Annotated in this window: 16 protein-coding genes; 12 read left to right on the forward strand and 4 right to left on the reverse strand. The window is 62.6% G+C overall.

Going from position 1 to position 18,789, the window contains the following annotated elements; translation table 11 throughout:
• Nucleotides 1-10: 10 nt before the first annotated feature.
• On the reverse strand, nt 11-1,249 hold the full coding sequence (locus P9250_RS25630) for a pyridoxal phosphate-dependent aminotransferase (RefSeq protein WP_244825201.1): 1,239 nt from the start codon (nt 1,247-1,249) through the stop codon (nt 11-13).
• A 520-nt stretch (nt 1,250-1,769) separates the two neighbouring features.
• Between P9250_RS25630 and P9250_RS25635 the strand changes: the two genes are divergently transcribed.
• The 12 genes from P9250_RS25635 (at nt 1,770) to P9250_RS25690 (ending at nt 15,419) form a co-directional block, all read left to right on the forward strand.
• Nucleotides 1,770-2,144 carry an Mth938-like domain-containing protein gene (locus tag P9250_RS25635; protein ID WP_244825202.1) on the forward strand — a complete coding sequence of 125 codons (375 nt, stop codon included), beginning with the start codon at nt 1,770-1,772 and terminating at the stop codon, nt 2,142-2,144.
• Between the two features lie 302 nt (nt 2,145-2,446).
• Nucleotides 2,447-4,120, forward strand: a complete 1,674-nt coding sequence (locus P9250_RS25640; protein WP_250492356.1) for a glycosyltransferase family 39 protein — start codon at nt 2,447-2,449, stop codon at nt 4,118-4,120.
• Nucleotides 4,121-4,298: 178 nt separating this feature from the next.
• On the forward strand, nt 4,299-4,670 hold the full coding sequence (locus P9250_RS25645) for an SMR family transporter (protein ID WP_244825204.1): 372 nt from the start codon (nt 4,299-4,301) through the stop codon (nt 4,668-4,670).
• Between the two features lie 75 nt (nt 4,671-4,745).
• Nucleotides 4,746-5,906: a DegT/DnrJ/EryC1/StrS aminotransferase family protein gene (locus P9250_RS25650; protein WP_310395870.1), complete on the forward strand. Its 1,161-nt coding sequence runs from the start codon at nt 4,746-4,748 to the stop codon at nt 5,904-5,906.
• Nucleotides 5,907-5,925: 19 nt separating this feature from the next.
• A complete protein-coding gene (locus P9250_RS25655) occupies nt 5,926-6,960 on the forward strand; it encodes a glycosyltransferase (protein ID WP_244825206.1) in 1,035 nt (344 codons plus the stop codon).
• Nucleotides 6,957-7,943, forward strand: coding sequence for a formyltransferase (locus P9250_RS25660; protein ID WP_310395872.1), 987 nt, complete (start codon nt 6,957-6,959; stop codon nt 7,941-7,943). The genes P9250_RS25655 and P9250_RS25660 overlap by 4 nt, the downstream gene beginning before the upstream one ends.
• Nucleotides 7,940-8,986, forward strand: coding sequence for a bifunctional UDP-4-keto-pentose/UDP-xylose synthase (locus P9250_RS25665; RefSeq protein ID WP_244825208.1), 1,047 nt, complete (start codon nt 7,940-7,942; stop codon nt 8,984-8,986). Before P9250_RS25660 ends, P9250_RS25665 begins: the two co-directional genes overlap by 4 nt.
• Nucleotides 8,987-8,996: 10 nt before the next feature.
• A complete protein-coding gene (locus tag P9250_RS25670) occupies nt 8,997-9,893 on the forward strand; it encodes a polysaccharide deacetylase family protein (RefSeq protein ID WP_250492352.1) in 897 nt (298 codons plus the stop codon).
• 95 nt (nt 9,894-9,988) lie between these two features.
• A complete protein-coding gene (locus P9250_RS25675; RefSeq protein ID WP_244825211.1) occupies nt 9,989-10,450 on the forward strand; it encodes a peroxiredoxin in 462 nt (153 codons plus the stop codon).
• A gap of 413 nt (nt 10,451-10,863) precedes the next feature.
• On the forward strand, nt 10,864-12,747 hold the full coding sequence (locus P9250_RS25680; protein WP_250509041.1) for a PhoH family protein: 1,884 nt from the start codon (nt 10,864-10,866) through the stop codon (nt 12,745-12,747).
• A 193-nt stretch (nt 12,748-12,940) separates the two neighbouring features.
• Entirely contained in the window at nt 12,941-14,305 is a 1,365-nt protein-coding gene (locus tag P9250_RS25685) for an NlpC/P60 family protein (RefSeq protein WP_310395876.1), read from the forward strand.
• Nucleotides 14,306-14,612: 307 nt separating this feature from the next.
• On the forward strand, nt 14,613-15,419 hold the full coding sequence (locus P9250_RS25690; protein WP_244825216.1) for an SDR family oxidoreductase: 807 nt from the start codon (nt 14,613-14,615) through the stop codon (nt 15,417-15,419).
• A gap of 82 nt (nt 15,420-15,501) precedes the next feature.
• Here the strand turns inward: P9250_RS25690 and P9250_RS25695 are convergent, their stop codons facing one another.
• The 3 genes from P9250_RS25695 to P9250_RS25705 form a co-directional block, all read right to left on the reverse strand.
• Nucleotides 15,502-16,512, reverse strand: a complete 1,011-nt coding sequence (locus P9250_RS25695) for an anion permease (RefSeq protein WP_310395878.1) — start codon at nt 16,510-16,512, stop codon at nt 15,502-15,504.
• Nucleotides 16,513-16,613: 101 nt separating this feature from the next.
• Entirely contained in the window at nt 16,614-17,240 is a 627-nt protein-coding gene (locus tag P9250_RS25700; protein ID WP_244825219.1) for a DUF47 domain-containing protein, read from the reverse strand.
• A 153-nt stretch (nt 17,241-17,393) separates the two neighbouring features.
• On the reverse strand, nt 17,394-18,779 hold the full coding sequence (locus P9250_RS25705) for a replicative DNA helicase (RefSeq protein WP_244825221.1): 1,386 nt from the start codon (nt 18,777-18,779) through the stop codon (nt 17,394-17,396).
• Nucleotides 18,780-18,789: the final 10 nt, after the last annotated feature.

Genomic DNA, 18,789 nt, shown 5'->3' on the forward strand with positions numbered 1-18,789 from the left:
CTAAGAAAAGTTAAGCGGAGTGACGTTTGCGATAGCCGTCGAGAAAGCGCGCGATGCGGTTGATCGAGTCGGCCAGATCGTCGAGGTTCGGCAGGAAGACCACGCGGAAGTGATCCGGCGTCGGCCAGTTGAAGCCCGTCCCTTGCACGAGCAGCACGCGTTCTTCGAGCAGCAGGTCGGTGATGAATTGCTGATCGTTTTCGATCGGGTACATCTTGGGATCGAGCTTCGGGAACATATACAGCGCGGCCTGCGGTTTCACGCACGTGACGCCCGGAATGGCCGTGAGCATGTCATAGGCGAGCTCGCGCTGTTTGAACAGCCGCCCGCCCGGCACGATCAGGTCGTTGATGCTCTGATAACCGCCGAGCGCCGTCTGGATGGCGTATTGGCCGGGCACGTTCGGGCACAAGCGCATGGACGCGAGAATGCCCAGGCCTTCGAGATAGTCTTTCGCGCGACGGCGATTTTCCTCGATGAGGCCCGACACGGCCATCCAGCCCGCGCGATAACCGCACGAACGGTAGCTCTTCGAGAGACTGTTGAACGTGACGGTGAGCACGTCCTCGGAGAGCGCGGCCATGGACGTGTGCGTCATGCCGTCGTAGACGATCTTGTCGTAGACCTCGTCCGCGAAAATGATCAGGCCGTGTTCGCGCGCAATGTCGATCAGTTCGAGCAGCAGTTCGTCCGAATACAGCGCGCCCGTCGGATTGTTTGGGTTGATGACGACGAGCGCCTTGGTGTTGGCGGTGATCTTCGAGCGGATGTCGTCGAGATCGGGCATCCAGCCATTGCCTTCGTCGCACATGTAGTGACGCGGCGTGCCGGCCGAAAGACTTACCGCGGCCGTCCAGAGCGGATAGTCGGGCGCGGGCAGCAACACCTCGTCGCCATCGTTCAGAAGCGCCTGCATGGCCATGACGATGAGTTCCGACGCGCCGTTGCCGATGAAAATGTCGTCGAGCGTCACGCCCGTCACGCCCTTTTGCTGCGTGTAATGCATGATCGCCTTGCGCGCGGCGAATACGCCCTTCGAATCCGAATAGCCCGACGAACCCGGCAGATTGCGGATCATGTCCTGAATGATCTCGTCCGGCGCTTCGAAACCGAACGGCGCCAGATTGCCGATATTGAGCTTGATGATGCGATGCCCTTCTTCTTCGAGACGCTTCGCGTGTTCGAGCACGGGCCCGCGAATGTCGTAGCAGACGTTTTGCAGCTTGTTGGATTTGAGAATCGGTTTCACGGGCGCGGCTCTTGTGTTTGGGCTGTCTGGTGGATTCGTTTTTAAGGATTCGTTCTGGCGTTCTGGCGTTCTGTCGTTTCGGCGTTTCGATGCAGCAGGTGCTTCGGTCGATGCTCCGGCGGTTCGTGTCCGCTTCTGGAACGCGCACGCGAAGCGAGATGACACGAAGTGACGCGGGATGGCGACGAGCTGCGGCAGACTACGGCATGTTACTGGACTGCCGCCGCTTCTCGGGATTTTGAACCCTGGGCGAGGAACACCGCGCCGGATAGGGGCGCAGGCGTAACGGTACGGATTGCGTGTCGAAGGCGGCTTTTGGCGGCACGCGAGCGCAACGGGGGCCGCACGAGCGGTCCGCGCGGCTGGAAAGTTATAATTTACTGATTATGGCCCGGTTCCGCAATGCACCAAACACTGGCGCGAAGCGCCTTTTGGTGCGTTTTCCGCCGCCTTCTCGCGCTTTTTTCAGCCGCGTTCGGCGGATGTCGGGTTTCACTCCTTTCCTTGCCGGACCATCGTTTTGAAACTTCATCAAGACTCCAGCGGCGCGCTCAACACCATCACGAGCTACGGAGACGACTTCGTCGCAATCAATCTCGAACGCCATGAGGGCAGCGTGATCGTCATGCCCGAGGCGCCCGTCGTCAAATGGCCGGTGGCATCATTCGACGCGCTCGCGCCCGAGCATTTCGAGGAACTCGTGAAAGCCGCGCCCGAAGTGGTCATCTTCGGCAGCGGTTCCAGATTGCGCTTTCCGCATCCGCGACTCACGGCGGCGTTGACCAAGCATCGTATTGGCGTGGAAACGATGGATATCGGCGCTGCCTGCCGCACCTACAACATATTGATGTCCGAAGGCCGGCGCGTGGCCGCCGCACTGCTGATCGAGGAATGAGCGGAAACTAAGGCTCGGCTAAGGATGCGCCGCAATACTTCGGCGACAGGCGCCTCTTTGGCGCACGCGCTGGCGTCGCGACGCCCGGCGTGCGCCAATTTGACGAATCCGGCCTGGCAGTGCGATACACTCCCGCCCGGCGAACGTTGCGCCGAGCCTGAAAGGCGGTAACACGGCGTGCGCCACGGCCAGTCCGGCGCTCATGCGAGCCTGCACGCAAGCGACGGCTTCGCGCCCCGCGCGGCCGGTTGCGCCACTCATTCACAAGCGCCGCGCATGGCGGCATCGAACAGGTCGACTTCATGAACGATACGCCTTCGCGGCTACCGCTCACGCGTCTCTCACTCATTCTTCTCGTCGTCGCGCTGGCCGTCATCTGGTTCGGGCCGCTCGGGCTCAGGCATCTCGTGCCGAGCGACGAGGGCCGCTACGCCGAAATGGCGCGCGAGATGTTCGTCACCGGCGACTGGATCACGCCGCGCTACAACGGCTACAAATACTTCGAGAAACCGCCGCTGCAGACCTGGGCGAACGCGCTGACCTTTGCGTGGTTCGGCGTCGGCGAATGGCAGGCGCGGTTCTATACGGCGCTTTGCGGCTTCGCGGGCGTGCTTATGGTCGGCTACACGGGCGCGCGGGTCTTCAACGCAATGACGGGCTTCGCGGCCGCCGTGATTCTCGCGACCTGCCCGTACTGGAACCTGATGGGCCACTTCAACACGCTCGACATGGGCCTGTCGTTCTGGATGGGGCTCACGCTCTGCGCGCTTTTGCTCGCGCAACGCCCAGGGCTCGCCGTGCGCGAAGTGCGGCTCTGGATGTGGCTTTGCTGGGCGGCGATGGGCGCGGCCATGCTCTCCAAGGGGCTCGTCGGCGTGATCCTGCCGGGTGCGGTGCTGATCATCTACTCGCTCGTGGCGCGCGACTGGGCGCTCTGGAAGCGGCTTTATATCGGCAGCGGGCTGATCGTGTTCCTGATCGTCGTCGCGCCGTGGTTCGTGCTCGTGCAGATGAAGAACCCCGAGTTCTTCAATTTCTTCTTCATCGTGCAGCAGTTCAAGCGCTATCTGACGCCCGAGCAGAACCGTCCCGGACCGTTCTATTACTTCGTGCCGGTGCTCATCGTCGGCTTTCTGCCGTGGCTGTCGATCGCGTTCCAGAGCGTGCGCCACGGTCTCAAGACGCCGCGCCAGCCCAACGGCTTCGCGCCCGTGACCATGCTGCTCGTCTGGTCCGCGTTCATTTTTCTGTTTTTCAGCGCCTCGCATTCGAAGCTGCTGTCCTATGTCTTGCCGATTGCACCGGCGCTCGCGCTCGTCTTCGGGCTTTATCTGCCGTCGCTGACGAAGCCGCGTTATCGCATGCATCTGATCGGCTATGCGGTGTTCCTGATCGCCGCGGCGTTCGGCGCGATCTTCATCGGCCGGGCGGGCAGCGCGAATACGCCCAATGCGCTGTATCGCGCGTTCCAGATATGGGTTTATGCGGGACTGGCGGTGGCGTTCGTCGTGACGCTCACGGCGCTCTGGCTCAATCGCCGGAACGTGCTTGCGGGCGCGGCAGGGCTGGGCGCGGCGTGGCTGCTGCTCGGCACCATCGCGGGAACGGGTCACGACGTTTTCGGCACCGACAGCTCGGGCGTCAAGCTCGTGCCGGCCGTGAAAGCCGCGATGGCGAAACTCCCGCCCGGCACGCCCTTCTACTCGATCGCCAAGCTCGATCACACCATGCCGTTCTATCTCGATCAGCCGATGATCATGGTGCAGGAAGCCGACGAACTCACCTTCGGCGTGCAGACGGAGCCGCGGAAGTGGGTGCCGAGCATCGACCAATGGGTCAAGCTTTGGGACTCGCAACCGTATGCGCTCGCGCTGATGCCGCCTGGCCGCTACGACGACCTCGCCGCCCGCCATGTGCCGATGCAGGTCATCGCCCGCGACGCGCGCCGTGTGATCGTCGAGAAACCGCAACCGTGATGGCGCACTCTGCCACCTCGCGCGGCACCACGTCTGACACAGTGCGTGCCACGCGCGCAAACGGATTGCACGACCGTTCGGCCAACCCCGTTGTGGCGGCCCGGCTTTTTCCTTATCGTGTGAGACCAGCAAGACCGTCGGCACGATCAACCAGGCGCCAACCCGCGACTAATCCGCAATGAATCCGATTTCCTTCGCTTGTATCCTCATCGGCGTATTGTTGAACGCGTGCGCGCAGTTGCTGCTGAAGGCGGGCGTCAACGCCGTCGGGCACTTCGAACTCACGGCGAGCAACATTCTGCCGGTCGGTTTCAGGATCGCGACGCAATGGCCGATCATCGGCGGCCTTGCCTGCTATGTGCTGAGCGTGGGCGTGTGGATCGTCGGCCTGTCGCGCGTGGATGTGTCGATCGCCTATCCGATGCTCTCGCTCGGCTATGTCGTCAACGCCTTCGCGGCGTGGTATTTGTTCGGCGAGGTGCTGTCGCTGCAGCGGCTGATCGGCATCGGCATCATTCTGCTCGGCGTGGTCGTGCTGGCGCGCGGTTAGGCGCCGCGACCGGCGTTGAATTCACTCGTGCCGCCAATACATCAGATCAACTCCATTTTCTTAAGCAAATAGTCCATGACTCAGACATCGCGGCCGTTCCTGCCCTTCGTCAAGCCCGACATCGATGAAGAAACCATTCAGGGCGTCGCCGACGTGCTGCGTTCCGGCTGGATCACGACGGGCCCGCAGAACCAGCAGTTCGAGGCGGAATTGTCGGCGTTCGTCGGCGGCAGGCCGGTGCGCGCGTTCAACTCAGGCACCTGCACGATGGAAATCGGCCTGCGAATTGCAGGCGTCGGCGCGGGCGACGAAGTCATCACGACGGCGATGACTTGGGTATCGACGGCGAACGTGATCATCGAAGTCGGCGCGACGCCGGTTTTGGTCGATATCGACCCGGCCACGCGCAACATGGACCTGAACTTGCTGGAACGCGCCATCACGCCGCGCACGAAAGCGATCATGCCGGTGTTTCTGGGCGGCCTGCCGGTGGATATGGACCGGCTTTACGCCATCGCGCGCGCCCACAAGCTGCGCGTGATCGAAGACGCGGCGCAGGCGTTCGGTTCGAGCTGGAACGGCAAGCGCATCGGCGCGTTCGGCGATCTCGTTTCGTTCAGCTTTCACGCGAACAAGAACGTGACGTCGATCGAAGGCGGCGCGCTCGTCTTGAACGACGAGGACGAAGCCGAACTCGCGCGGAAGTATCGCCTGCAGGGCATCACGCGCACGGGTTTCGACGGCATGGACTGCGACGTGCTCGGCGGCAAGTACAACCTGACGGATGTGGCGGCGCGCGTGGGTCTCGGGTCGCTGCGCAAGGTGGAAAGCATCACGCAACGGCGGCGCGAACTGGCGCAGCTTTACTTCGATGCCTTCGACGGCGGCGCGGCCGTGAAACTCGGTCTAGGCTTGCCGCCGCGCAACTTTAAGGACAGTAACTGGCACATGTTTCAGGTCACGCTGCCGCTCGATCAACTGAATCTCACGCGCGCGCAGTTCATGGGCGAGCTGAAGGAGCGCGGCATCGGCACCGGCGTGCACTATCCGGCCCTGCATTTGTTCACGCTGTATCGCGAGCGCGGCTTCAAGGAAGGCATGTTCCCGCACGCGGAGCACTTCGGCGCATCCAACGTGACGTTGCCGCTTTTCCCGCAAATGAGCGCGGAGGACATCGCGCACGTGGTCACTTCCATCGACGAGATCTGTGCGCAGCACGCCAGACTGCATGCCTAACAAGGACACCCAGCGCAACATGAGTCATACGGATTTCGCGGCGACGGCACCCGAGGTAACGGTCGTCATTCCGGTCTACAACGAGGAAGCCGGCCTCGCCGCCCTCTTTGAGCGCCTTTATCCGGCGCTCGATGCGCTCGACGCATCGTACGAGGTGATCTTCATCAACGACGGCAGCCGCGACAAGTCGGCCGCGCTGCTCGCGCAGCAGTTCCACGTGCGTCCGGACACCACGCGCGTGATCCTGCTCAACGGCAACTATGGTCAGCACATGGCGATTCTCGCGGGCTTCGAGCAATCGCGCGGCGAGATCGTTGTCACGCTCGACGCCGACTTGCAGAATCCGCCCGAGGAAATCGCCAAGCTCGTCGAAAAGATGCGTGAAGGCTACGATTACGTCGGCACCATTCGCGAACAACGGCAGGACAGCCTGTGGCGCAAGAAGGCATCGCTTGCCATGAACCGTCTGCGCGAGCGCATCACCAAGATTCGCATGACGGATCAAGGCTGCATGTTGCGCGCGTACAGCCGGCATATCATCGACACGATCAACCGCTGCGGCGAAATCAACACGTTCATTCCGGCGCTTGCCTACACCTTCGCGCAGAACCCGATCGAAGTGGGCGTGGCGCACGAAGAGCGCTTCGCGGGCGAATCCAAGTACTCGCTTTATAGCCTCATCCGGCTGAACTTCGACCTCGTGACGGGCTTTTCGGTCGTGCCGTTGCAATGGCTGTCGTTCATCGGCGTGATTCTTTCGGTCGGATCGGCGGGCCTGTTCCTGCTGCTGTTGATTCGCCGCTTCATGTTCGGCGCGGAAGTTCAGGGCGTGTTCACGCTCTTCGCCATCACGTTCTTCATGCTCGGCGTGATCATCTTCGCGCTCGGCCTGCTCGGCGAATATATCGGCCGGATCTATCAGCAAGTGCGCGCGCGTCCGCGCTATCTCGTGCAGACCATCCTCGAGCAGCGCGACGGCCTGCCCACGGCCAGCCAGCCGCGCCAGCAAGTGATCCATCTGGCGGTCGCCGATCGCGAGGACGAAGGCCGATGAAGCCGCGCGCCGTCGTATTCGCTTATCACAATGTCGGCGTGCGCTGCCTGCAGGTGCTGCTCGCGCGCGGCGTCGACGTGCGGCTCGTCGTGACGCACGAGGACAGCGCAAACGAGAACATCTGGTTCGGCAGCGTGGCGCAGGTCGCGGCGGAACATGGCATCGACGTGATCACGCCCGCCGATCCCAAAGCGCCCGACGTGCACGACGCAGTCGCCCTCGCCGCGCCGGAATTCATCTTCTCGTTCTACTACCGGCACATGCTGCCCGTGACGCTGCTCGCGTTGGCCAGGCGCGGCGCGTACAACATGCATGGCTCGCTGTTGCCGAAATATCGCGGCCGCGTGCCGACCAACTGGGCGGTGCTCAACGGCGAAACCGAAAGTGGCGCGACGCTGCACGAAATGGCCGAAAAGCCCGACGCCGGCGCGATCCTCGCGCAGACGTCCGTGCCTATCCTGCCGGATGACACCGCCGCTCAGGTCTTCGACAAAACCGTGGTCGCCGCCGAGCAAACGCTCTGGCGCGTACTGCCCGCCCTGCTTGCCGGCGAAGCGCCGCGTCTGCCGAACGATCTCGCCGCCGGCAGCTACTACGGCGGGCGCAAACCGGAAGATGGCCGCATCGACTGGACGGCGAACGCACAACGCGTCTACAACCTGATTCGCGCGGTGGCGCCGCCCTATCCCGGCGCGTTCACGGACATGGGCGGCGAGCGCTTCATCGTCGCGCGGGCGCGGCTCGTTCCTGAAACCGGTGCGCCCGGCGTTACGCGCGAGCGGCTCGCCGCGCTCAGGGATTTGCCCTGCGGCCTGACGCTGGCGGATAATGCGCTGTTTGGCGTCTGCGGCGATGGCCGCGTCGTCGCCGTGCACGAGTTGCGTCATCGGCCATTGAATGCCGAAGCGCAGCCCGTGGGCGAGGAGCGCACCGTCGAACCCGCCGAATTCGGCCGAATCATTCAATCCTCTCGTCATTCATGAAAAAAGTTCTCATCCTGGGTGTCAATGGCTTCATCGGCCATCACCTTTCCAAGCGCATCCTCGAAACGACCGACTGGGAAGTCTTCGGGATGGACATGCAAACCGATCGCCTGGGCGACCTCGCGAATCACGAGCGGATGCATTTCTTCGAAGGCGACATCACCATCAACAAGGAGTGGGTCGAGTATCACGTCAAGAAGTGCGACGTGATTCTGCCGCTCGTCGCCATTGCCACGCCCGCGACCTACGTGAAGCAGCCGCTGCGCGTGTTCGAACTGGACTTCGAGGCCAACCTGCCGATCGTGCGGTCGGCGGTCAAGTACGGCAAGCACCTCGTGTTTCCGTCGACCTCCGAGGTGTACGGCATGTGCGCGGACGAGCAGTTCGATCCGGAGAACTCCACGCTCTCCTACGGCCCCATCAACAAGCCGCGCTGGATCTACGCCTGCTCGAAGCAGTTGATGGACCGCGTGATCTGGGGTTACGGCATGGAAGGCCTCAACTTCACGCTGTTCCGCCCGTTCAACTGGATCGGCCCGGGCCTCGACTCCATCTACACCGCGAAGGAAGGTTCGTCGCGCGTGGTCACGCAGTTCCTGGGACACATCGTGCGCGGCGAGAACATCAGCCTCGTCGATGGCGGCGCGCAAAAGCGTGCGTTCACGGATATCGACGACGGCATCGGCGCGCTGATGAAGATCATCGAAAACAAGGACGGCATGGCGTCGGGCAAGATCTACAACATCGGCAATCCGGTCAACAACTTCTCGGTGCGCGAACTCGCGCACAAGATGCTCGCGCTCGCCGCCGAGTATCCCGAGTACGCGGAGACCGCGAAGAAGGTGCAACTCGTCGAGACTTCGTCGGGCGCGTACTACGGCGCGGGCTATCAGGACGTGCAGAACCGCGTGCCGAAGATCGACAACACCATGCAGGAACTGGACTGGAAGCCGGAAGCGAGCATGGACGACGCGCTGCGCAAGATTTTCGAAGCGTATCGCACGCTCGTCGGCGAAGCTCGCGCGCTCGTCGAGCAGTCTTAAGGAACGGCGCGTGGCCCGTATCGTTCTCAAGATCGACGTCGACACCCTGCGCGGCACGCGCGAAGGCGTGCCCAATCTCGGCAGATTGCTCGACAAATACAGCGCCCGCGCGACGTTTCTGTTCAGCCTCGGGCCGGATCACACCGGCTGGGCGCTGCGCCGCGTGTTCCGGCCGGGCTTTCTCAAGAAGGTGTCGCGCACGTCTGTCGTCGAGCATTACGGTGTGAAGACGCTGATGTACGGCGTACTGCTGCCAGGGCCGGATATCGGCCGCGAGGCGAAGGCCGAAATGCGCGCCATCCACGAAGCCGGGTTCGAATGCGGCATCCATACGTGGGATCACGTCTACTGGCAGGACAACGTGCGCGCGCGCGATCAGGCGTGGACCGTGTCGCAGATGCAGCAAAGCCATGCGCGCTTCATCGAGATTTTCGGCGCGCCGCCCGTCACGCATGGCGCGGCGGGCTGGCAGATGAACGGCTACGCGTTCGAACAGATCGACGCCTGGGGCATGCGCTACGCATCCGACGGGCGCGGCCATACGCCGTATATTCCAGTGCTCAATGGCCGCACGCTCGATCACATTCAGATGCCGACCACCCTGCCGACCCTCGATGAGATCCTCGGCGTCGATGGTGTCGACACGACCAACGTGGCCGCGCATCTCTTGCGCCACACGCAGAACAATCCGCGCGACCAGGTTTTCACGCTGCACGCCGAACTCGAAGGCCAGAAGCTCGCGCCGGTGTTCGAGCAACTGCTGGCGGGCTGGCGCGCGCAGGGACACAGCTTCGCCACGATGGGCGACTATCATGCGACGCTGGACCGCGCTTCCCTGCCCACGTACCCTGTCACGTGGGGCGAGATCCCTGGCCGCGCCGGCGAGTTGATCGTTCAGCCGGGCTGATCCGCTTCTGCTTGCTAGTCCCTCTGCTTCAAATAAACAACATCTGACCAAGGTAGGGCTACGCGCCCGACCCTGGCCGACAAAGGAGAAACTTCGTGTCAGTCGCAGTCGATCAGCCCGTCCCCGACTTCACCGCACCCGCCACCGGCGGCGAGTTCACGCTCTCGAACCTGCGCGGCAAGAAAGTCGTGCTGTTCTTTTATCCCAAGGACAACACGCCCGGCTGCACGACGGAAAGCCTGCAATTTCGCGACCACTACGATCAATTCCAGGCCGCTGGCGCGGAAGTGGTCGGCATCTCGCGCGACAGCGTGAGATCGCACGACAACTTCAAGGCCAAACTGGAGCTGCCGTACACGCTGGTATCGGACGCCGACGAAGCCATCTGCTCGCTTTTCGATGTCATCAAAATGAAGAAGATGTATGGCAAGGAAGTGCGCGGCGTCGAGCGTTCCACGTTTCTGCTGGATGCAAAAGGCGTGCTGCGCCGCGAGTTTCGAGGCATCAAGGTGCCGGGGCACGTCGAGGCCATCGTCGAGGCTGTACAAGCAATTTGAGGCGCGCTATATTGGTCCGCAATGAGCGCCTGTCCAACCCATGACCTTCTACCGAGCGAAAGCTGCCGTACGCCTTTAGGCGCAATCGGCAGGAGCCCGGGCTATGCGAGGCATCTACGGCGGTACAGCGCACCAGACTCGAAGTCAGCCGCTGGTTCCGGTAGTCGGGACGGCGGCTTTTTTATTGGCGTCGCGCGAATGCCACAGTCGGCCACGAAGTTTTCGGGACCTTCGCACGACACCAGTGGACGCACACTCAAGGAGCAGATCGAAACTTAGGCGAACCGGCGTTTTCGACAAACGAAGCGCGCCGCCGGACGCAGACTGCGAACCACGATTCGCTGCGAGGGCGAACGAGCAGAATGCGACAGGCGGCGCGCAATATACGACCCGATTCCTTTCGAGGGAACACCATGCCTTTGCCTACCGCCCCGGCCAAGCTCGGCCATCTCCTCCCGGCTGAGGAATACAAAGCCAAAGCCCGGCCGTCGAAGCAGAAGAAACAGACGTCGTCATCCGGCGACGAGGAAAACGGCGCGGTCCAGACCGTCGCCGCCGAGCGTCCCGCGGCGAATGCCGCGCATACGCTGCGTTCCATCGCGAGCGAGGTGCTGACCCAGATTCCGCTCGAAGCGCCGAGCGAAGCCGTCATGCCCGCCGCGCCCGCACCCGCCACGCGCGCACGCCGCACCAAACAGACCGCCGCGCTCCTGCAGCCGGCGCCGAACGCGCGTCAGGCAGCCGATGAAGCCGCGCCCGCAACGCCTGTCGAACCCGCCGCGCGCGAAGCCCGTACCGGCCGCGCGGATGCACCCGTCGCGCCCGCAGCCACGACCGCCGCGCGCGCCGCGAAAGAGCCGGCCGCGCAGAACAAACGCCGTCAGCGCGGCGTGCAGGAAGCCGAATTGCACAAGCTTTTCGTGCTCGATACCAACGTGCTGATGCACGATCCGAGCTCGCTCTTCCGCTTCGAGGAGCACGACGTCTATCTGCCGATGATGACGCTCGAAGAACTCGACAATCACAAGAAGGGCATGTCGGAAGTCGCGCGCAATGCGCGTCAGGTGAGTCGCACGCTCGACGCGCTCGTTGCGCACGCGGGCGAGATGTCGGCGGGGCTGCCGCTCGCCGCGCAGGGTAATCGCGACGCGCTCGGACGGCTCTACTTCCAGACGACGCTCACCGATATCGAACCGGTCGAAGGCTTGCCTGTCGGCAAGGCGGACAACCAGATTCTCGGCGTCGTGCGCGCGTTGCAGAAAGAGCGCCCGGACCGGCAGGTCGTGCTGGTGTCGAAAGACATCAACATGCGTATCAAGGCGCATGCGCTCGGCTTGCCCGCCGAAGACTACTTCAACGATCAGGTTCTCGAAGACAAGGACCTGCTCTATTCGGGCGTACGCGCGCTGCCGCAGGACTTCTGGACCAAGCACGCCAAGGGCATGGAGAGCTGGCAGGACACGAAAACCGGCACCACGTATTACCGCGTGACCGGTCCGCTGTGTTCGTCGATGCTCGTCAACGAGTTCGTCTATCTGGAGCCGCAGAACGGCGAGCCGTCGTTCCATGCGGTGGTGCGCGAGTTGAACGGCAAGACGGCGCTCTTGCAGACGCTGCGCGACTACGGCCATCACAAGAACAACGTGTGGGGCATCACGGCGCGCAATCGCGAGCAGAACTTCGCGCTCAACTTGCTGATGAACCCGGAGGTCGATTTCGTCACCCTGCTCGGTCAGGCCGGCACCGGCAAGACGCTCATGGCGCTTGCCGCCGGCTTGGCGCAAGTGCTCGACGACAAGCGCTACAACGAGATCATCGTGACGCGCGCGACCGTGCCGGTGGGCGAGGACATCGGCTTTTTGCCGGGCACCGAGGAAGAGAAGATGCAGCCGTGGATGGGCGCATTCGACGACAACCTCGAAGTCCTGCAGAAAACCGACGATGCCGCCGGCGAATGGGGCCGCGCGGCGACGCAAGAACTGATTCGCTCGCGTCTCAAGGTGAAGAGCATGAACTTCATGCGCGGCCGGACGTTCGTGGATAAGTACGTGATCATCGACGAGGCGCAGAATCTCACGCCCAAGCAGATGAAGACGCTCGTCACGCGCGCGGGTCCGGGCACGAAGATCATTTGCCTGGGCAATATCGCGCAGATCGACACGCCTTATCTGACTGAAGGCAGTTCCGGCCTGACGTACGTGGTGGATCGCTTCAAGGGATGGACGCATAGCGGCCATGTGACGCTTGCGCGCGGCGAGCGCTCGCGTCTGGCGGATTACGCGTCGGATATTTTGTAAGCGCTTTTGACTTGACGAAACGGCCCGGTGAAGCGATTCGCCGGGCCGTTTCTATTCGTCCGATCGTTTCGCCACTGCAACACTTACGACGCAAACTTCATGTGATGTCTCAGGAAAACTTGCCGCACGTCCGTTCGACGGTCTAGTATCGACAGACTGCCCTCTTTTGGCGAGATGCTGCTCGCCGTCTGCAATGCGTCGAATCTGGCTGCCGTTTCTTGTCTCCGTTCTGCTCGCCGCGTGTGGAAGCGTGCCGCAGGAGAGCGCGCGCAAGCCGGCGGCATCGTCGACAGCCGCGAATCGCACGTACAAGCCGCCTCCTGGTTTCCCCACTTTCGTCGACCATAGCGTCGGGCGCGAGGAAATCTCGATTCAGGCGATGGCGCTCGTTGGTGTGCCGTATCGATGGGGTGGGAATACGCCGGAAGCGGGCTTCGACTGCAGCGGACTCGTACGCTACGTGGTGGATCGCGCGGCGTCGGTGAATCTGCCGCGAACGACCGCCGAGATGAGCGGGCGCGGGGAATCGATCGAGCCGGACGGCGTTGCGCCCGGCGATCTGATTTTCTTCAACACGACGGGGCGGGCGCATTCGCATGTCGGGATTTATGTCGGCAAGTTGCGGTTCGTGAATGCGCCGTCGACGGGCGGGACGGTCCGGCTCGATTATTTGACCAATCCTTATTGGGCAAAGCGTTTCGACGGAATCCGGCGCGTTGCGCCGCCGAAGAGCGGGCCCGCGCCTTTCGATGCGCCGACGTACTTGGCGTCGCCTGCTGGATCTGACGTGCCGACGGCGGCGGGTGCGAGCGCTCAGGCTTCGGCTAATGGACGGTTATTTTCGACGCCTGCCGATTCATATGCTCGGGAAAGCGCGGCGGGGACGAGTAACGAGGCATATCAACCGCCTGTATCGGCATTGAATGCGGGGGAACGGCGAAGCACGGTGACCAATGCCGCACGATCCAACGCCGATGCGTTCGAGCCGCCGCCATCCAGTTTAAGTGCAGCGCAGCGGCAGGCGCTTGCGGCCGGCGCGACGGCCAGTTCCGCGCGATCGAATGCCGATGTTTCCGAGCCGCTCCCATCGACCTTGACAGCGGCGCAGCGGCAGGCACTCGCGGCAACCGGTACTGCACAACCCAGTACCGATGCCTTCGAGCCGCCGCCACCTTCTTTGAGCGCAGCGCAGGGTCAAGCGCTTGCGGCAGGTGCAACCACCAATACCGCACGATCCAGCGCCGACGCCTTCGAACCTCCGCCGCCCGCCTTGAGCGCCGCACAACGCCAAGCCCGACTTGCCGGTGCAATTGCGCCATCCGCAGTGGCAGGCTCGGCAAACGCTTCCCCCGATCCTATCCAAGCCGCCGCTGACGCCTTCGAACCGCCGCCGCCGACATCGAACGCCGCACGCAAGCAAGCGCGCGCGGCGCAGGCAACGAGCGATCCCGCCGATCCGCCCGCGCACGTCATCCGCGCATCGACCGGCTCGCTTACCGCGCCGCGTCCGAACCAAGCTGACGATCCCATCGCGCGCTTCGCCACCGGCAGCAACTGAGACTCACACGAGATTCAAGGCGCGCGGCCGCGTCCCGAAACACCGACTTTGAGGCCGGAATCTCTTCGTCGCGCTGTTCGCGTCTGCCGTTTTGTTCTGTCCGCGTTGCCCTATATCGCCGGATTTAGGCTTCATGGATAGAAATAGCCCTTCGGTTTCGGCACCGCCGCGCGCGGCTCAAGCGCATCCAATACATATCGAACCGAGCGAAACGCAACCCCATCGCCATCCACAGTCGTCGCCCCCCTCTGCTATCGTGACTAGATCCCGCCGCGACAGGCGGCGCAATCAGAAGGAGCCAATCACCATGGACTTGGGTCTTGCCGGGAAAGTCGTCCTGATCACGGGCGGCAGCAAGGGAATCGGTTTTGCATGCGCAAAAGCCTTTGCAAGCGAAGGCGCAAAAGTCGCGATCGTCTCGCGCGATGCCGCCAACCTCGCGCGCGCCCGCGAACAACTCGCGAAAGAAGGTCATCACGTGCATCTCGCCCGCGCCGATCTGCACGAAGCGCACAGCGCCGAAGATGTCGTCGAGGAAGCGAGCGCCGCGCTCGGCCCCATCGACATCCTGATCAACAGCGCCGGCGCCGCGCGCCGGTACGATCCCGACACGCTCGACGCTGCCGCGTATAAAGCCGCGATGGACGCGAAGTACTTCTCCTACGTCTATCCGCAGCAAGTGGTGCTAAAGCGCATGGCCGAACGCTTGCGCGGCGATCCGAACATCGAGCCGGGCGCGATCGTGAATATCGTCGGCATGGGCGGGAAAATCGCATCGGACATTCATATCGCGGGCGGCGCGGCCAATGCGGCGCTCATGCTCAATACCGTCGGCCTTGCGCATCACTATGCCAAGCTCGGCATTCGCATCAACGCGATCAATCCGGGATCGACGCTCACCGAACGCGTCGAGGAAGCCCTCGCGCTCGAAGCCGAACGGCAAGGCACGACACGCGACGCCGTGCTCGCCGAGAGCCAGTCGAAGGTGCCGCTAGGCCGCTACGCGAAACCCGAGGAAATCGCCGACGTCGCGCTGTTCCTGGCGAGCCGTCGCGCGAGTTATGTATCGGGCGCAATCATTCCGATGGACGGAGTGTCGTCGCCGATCATCTGAGAGCGACGCCGCCGAGCGCGGCAATCGATTTGCAACAGATGCAAAACGGCCCCGTCGTGAACGGGGCCGCTGAAGAAACCGACTACAAGATACGGTGGCCGATCCACCAACCGACCGCCGCGAGCACCGCGGATGCCGGAATAGTCAAGATCCACGCCCACACGATATTTCCCGCGACGCCCCAGCGCACCGCGCTGAATTTCTGCGTCGCGCCCACACCGACGATGGCGCCCGTGATCGTATGCGTGGTGGACACTGGAATGCCGAGGAACGATGCGACGAAGAGCGTGATCGCCCCGCCCGTTTCCGCGCAAAAACCACCGACGGGCTTGAGCTTGGTAATCTTCTGACCCATGGTGCGCACGATGCGCCAGCCGCCGAACAAAGTGCCAAGACCCATCGACAGGTAACACAAACCGATAACCCAGATAGGCGGCGCATCTGCCGTGGAAGAAGCGTAGCCAGTCGCGATCAGCAGCATCCAGATGATGCCGATGGTCTTCTGCGCGTCATTCCCACCGTGGCCGAGCGAATAGAGCCCGGCGGAAATGAGCTGCAAGCGCCGGAAGCGCCTATCTACCTTCGATGGCGGCGTGCGGAAATACAGCCACGACACGAGCAGCATGAAAAACGAGCCGAGCACGAAGCCGAGCAGCGGCGAAATGAAAATGAACGCGACAGTCTTCAGGAGACCGTCCATGTTGAGCGATCCCCAGCCCGACTTGGCGAGGGCGGCACCGACGAGTCCGCCGATCAGCGCGTGCGACGAGCTAGACGGAATGCCGTAGTGCCATGTGACGATATTCCAGCCGATCGCGCCGACGAGCGCGCCGAAGATCACGTAGTGGTCGACGATATCGGGATCGATCGTTCCCTTGCCGACGGTCGCCGCGACCTTCAGGTGGAAGATGAAATACGCGATGACGTTGAACGCCGCCGCGAAAGCGACCGCTTGTTGCGGCTTGAGCACGCCGGTGGAGACCACCGTGGCGATGGAGTTGGCCGCGTCGTGAAAGCCGTTCATGAAGTCGAACGCGAGCGCGACTATGACGAGCAAGGCGACTGCCCAGATGGCGAGTTGAATCGAATGCATCGGTTGCTTTTGTTTTGACCAGCTGTGAAAAGCGCCGGTTTTGTCCTCTTGACCCGCCGCACGGAGCTTTGATCACGCGCTGGCGGGCATGGCCGGCGTGGTCAGGCGTTTTCCAGAACGATGCCTTCGATGATGTTCGCGACGTCTTCGCACTTGTCGGTGATCGTCTCCAGCAACTCGTAGATGGCCTTCAGCTTGATCAGCGTCTTGACGTCGTCTTCCTCGCGGAAAAGTTTCGACATGGCGGAGCGCAAGACGCGGTCGGCGTCGGATTCCAGGCGGTCGATTTCTTCGCAGATCTTCAGGATTTCGCTCGCGCGCTTCATGTCCGCGAGCAATTCCACCGCCTTCTGCACACGCAGGCACGTCGCCGTGCAGATGTGCGCGAGCTGGCTCGCCTCGGAAGTCACCGCGCGTACGTCGTAGAGCGAAATGGCCGTGGCGACGTCCTCCATCAAGTCGAGGATGTCGTCCATCGTCGTGATGAGCTTGTGGATTTCGTCGCGATCGAGCGGCGTGATGAAAGTCTTGTGCAGCAGATCGATGGTTTCGTGCGTGAGCTTGTCGGCGCGCTTTTCGGCCGTCTGGACGTTCTGCTTGTGGACCTCGGCTTCGTCGAGGTTATCGATCAGCAATTCGAGCTCGCGGCTTGCATCGATGATGCATTTCGCGTGCGCGTTGAAAATCTCGAAGAATTTGCCCTCGGTGGGCATGAAACGACCGAACATGAAAATCCCGAAAAATGGGTCAATGAGACAGACATCAAACCGACATATTGTACCTTCGCCCGGCAGCCCACGCACCGCGCGCGAAGCGCCGCGCGGCGCGTGTCGACACGAAGTCTTGACATCGAGCAGAAGGGATGCGCGCGGCTTCGGGCGTTATTCGCCGTAAAAACTCTGCGCGCCGGCAAAGTTGTCGAACTTCGTGTATTGGCCGTGGAAAGTCAGCCGCACGGGCCCGATCGGACCATTACGCTGCTTGCCGATGATGATTTCCGCCGTGCCCTTGTCCGGGCTGTCGGGGTTATAAACTTCGTCGCGGTAGATGAAGAGAATCACGTCCGCGTCCTGCTCGATAGCGCCGGATTCCCGCAAATCCGACATGATCGGACGCTTGTTGGGGCGCTGTTCCAGACCGCGATTCAACTGCGAAAGCGCGATCACCGGCACGTCGAGTTCTTTCGCGAGCCCCTTGAGCGAGCGCGAGATTTCCGAGATTTCGGTCGCGCGGTTTTCGCCGCCGCCGGAGCCGGACATCAACTGCAAATAATCGACGATGATGAGCCCGAGCTTGCCGCACTGCCGCGACAAACGCCGCGCGCGCGAGCGCAGTTCCATGGGGTTCAGGCCGCCCGTTTCATCGATGAAAAGCTGCGCCTCGCTCATTTTTTGAACCGCGTGCGTGAGCTTCGGCCAGTCTTCGTCGGTGAGGCGGCCGGTACGCATTCTGTGTTGATCCAGCCGGCCGACCGAGCCGAGCATACGCATGGTCAGTTGCGTGCCAGGCATTTCCATCGAGAAAACGGCGACGGGCAGACCATACTCCACCGCCACGTATTCGCCGATGTTCATCGAGAACGCCGTCTTACCCATCGACGGACGTCCGGCCACGATGATCAATTCGCCGCCGTGCATGCCCGACGTCATGCGGTCGAGGTCGACGAAACCGGTTGGCGTGCCCGTGACATCGCTTGGATTGGCCGTGTGGTAAAGCGTGTCGATGCGCTCGACAACTTGCGTAAGCAGCGGTCCGATTTCCAGAAAGCCCTGCGTGCCGCGCGCCCCGTCCTCGGCGATGGAAAACACACGCGATTCCGCCTCGTCCAGAATCTGGCGCACTTCCTTGCCTTGCGGATTAAAGGCATCGGCGGAGATTTCATCGGCGACGGAAACCAGGCGGCGCAGCACCGCGCGATCGCGCACGATTTCCGCGTAACGGCGAATGTTCGCTGCGCTCGGCGTGTTCTGGGCAAGCGCATTCAGATACGCGAGCCCGCCCACTTCCTCGGCCTTGCCGGCCATGTTGAGCGCTTCGTAGACGGTAATGACGTCGGCGGGCCGCGTGGTCGAGATCAGCTTGCCAATGTGCTCGTAGATGATCCGATGGTCATAGCGATAAAAATCGCCTTGCGACATCACGTCGGCGATTCGGTCCCACGCCGCGTTGTCCAGCAGCAAACCGCCGATCACCGATTGCTCGGCTTCGATCGAGTGCGGCGGAACCTTCAGCGCGTCGAGTTGCGGGTCTTTGGACGGAGCGTTCATGGGGTGGAAT

Source organism: Caballeronia sp. LP006, from assembly GCF_031450995.1.
GTDB lineage: Bacteria > Pseudomonadota > Gammaproteobacteria > Burkholderiales > Burkholderiaceae > Caballeronia.

What these genes read in the sequence shown, in the direction of transcription:
- P9250_RS25640 (WP_250492356.1), top strand. Translation starts at nt 2,447, where the DNA reads ATGAACGATACGCCTTCGCGGCTACCGCTCACGCGTCTCTCACTCATT.
- P9250_RS25655 (WP_244825206.1), top strand. Translation starts at nt 5,926, where the DNA reads ATGAGTCATACGGATTTCGCGGCGACGGCACCCGAGGTAACGGTCGTC.
- P9250_RS25700 (WP_244825219.1), bottom strand. Translation starts at nt 17,240, where the DNA reads ATGTTCGGTCGTTTCATGCCCACCGAGGGCAAATTCTTCGAGATTTTC.
- P9250_RS25645 (WP_244825204.1), top strand. Translation starts at nt 4,299, where the DNA reads ATGAATCCGATTTCCTTCGCTTGTATCCTCATCGGCGTATTGTTGAAC.
- P9250_RS25680 (WP_250509041.1), top strand. Translation starts at nt 10,864, where the DNA reads ATGCCTTTGCCTACCGCCCCGGCCAAGCTCGGCCATCTCCTCCCGGCT.
- P9250_RS25650 (WP_310395870.1), top strand. Translation starts at nt 4,746, where the DNA reads ATGACTCAGACATCGCGGCCGTTCCTGCCCTTCGTCAAGCCCGACATC.
- P9250_RS25685 (WP_310395876.1), top strand. Translation starts at nt 12,941, where the DNA reads ATGCGTCGAATCTGGCTGCCGTTTCTTGTCTCCGTTCTGCTCGCCGCG.
- P9250_RS25705 (WP_244825221.1), bottom strand. Translation starts at nt 18,779, where the DNA reads ATGAACGCTCCGTCCAAAGACCCGCAACTCGACGCGCTGAAGGTTCCG.
- P9250_RS25665 (WP_244825208.1), top strand. Translation starts at nt 7,940, where the DNA reads ATGAAAAAAGTTCTCATCCTGGGTGTCAATGGCTTCATCGGCCATCAC.
- P9250_RS25660 (WP_310395872.1), top strand. Translation starts at nt 6,957, where the DNA reads ATGAAGCCGCGCGCCGTCGTATTCGCTTATCACAATGTCGGCGTGCGC.
- P9250_RS25690 (WP_244825216.1), top strand. Translation starts at nt 14,613, where the DNA reads ATGGACTTGGGTCTTGCCGGGAAAGTCGTCCTGATCACGGGCGGCAGC.
- P9250_RS25695 (WP_310395878.1), bottom strand. Translation starts at nt 16,512, where the DNA reads ATGCATTCGATTCAACTCGCCATCTGGGCAGTCGCCTTGCTCGTCATA.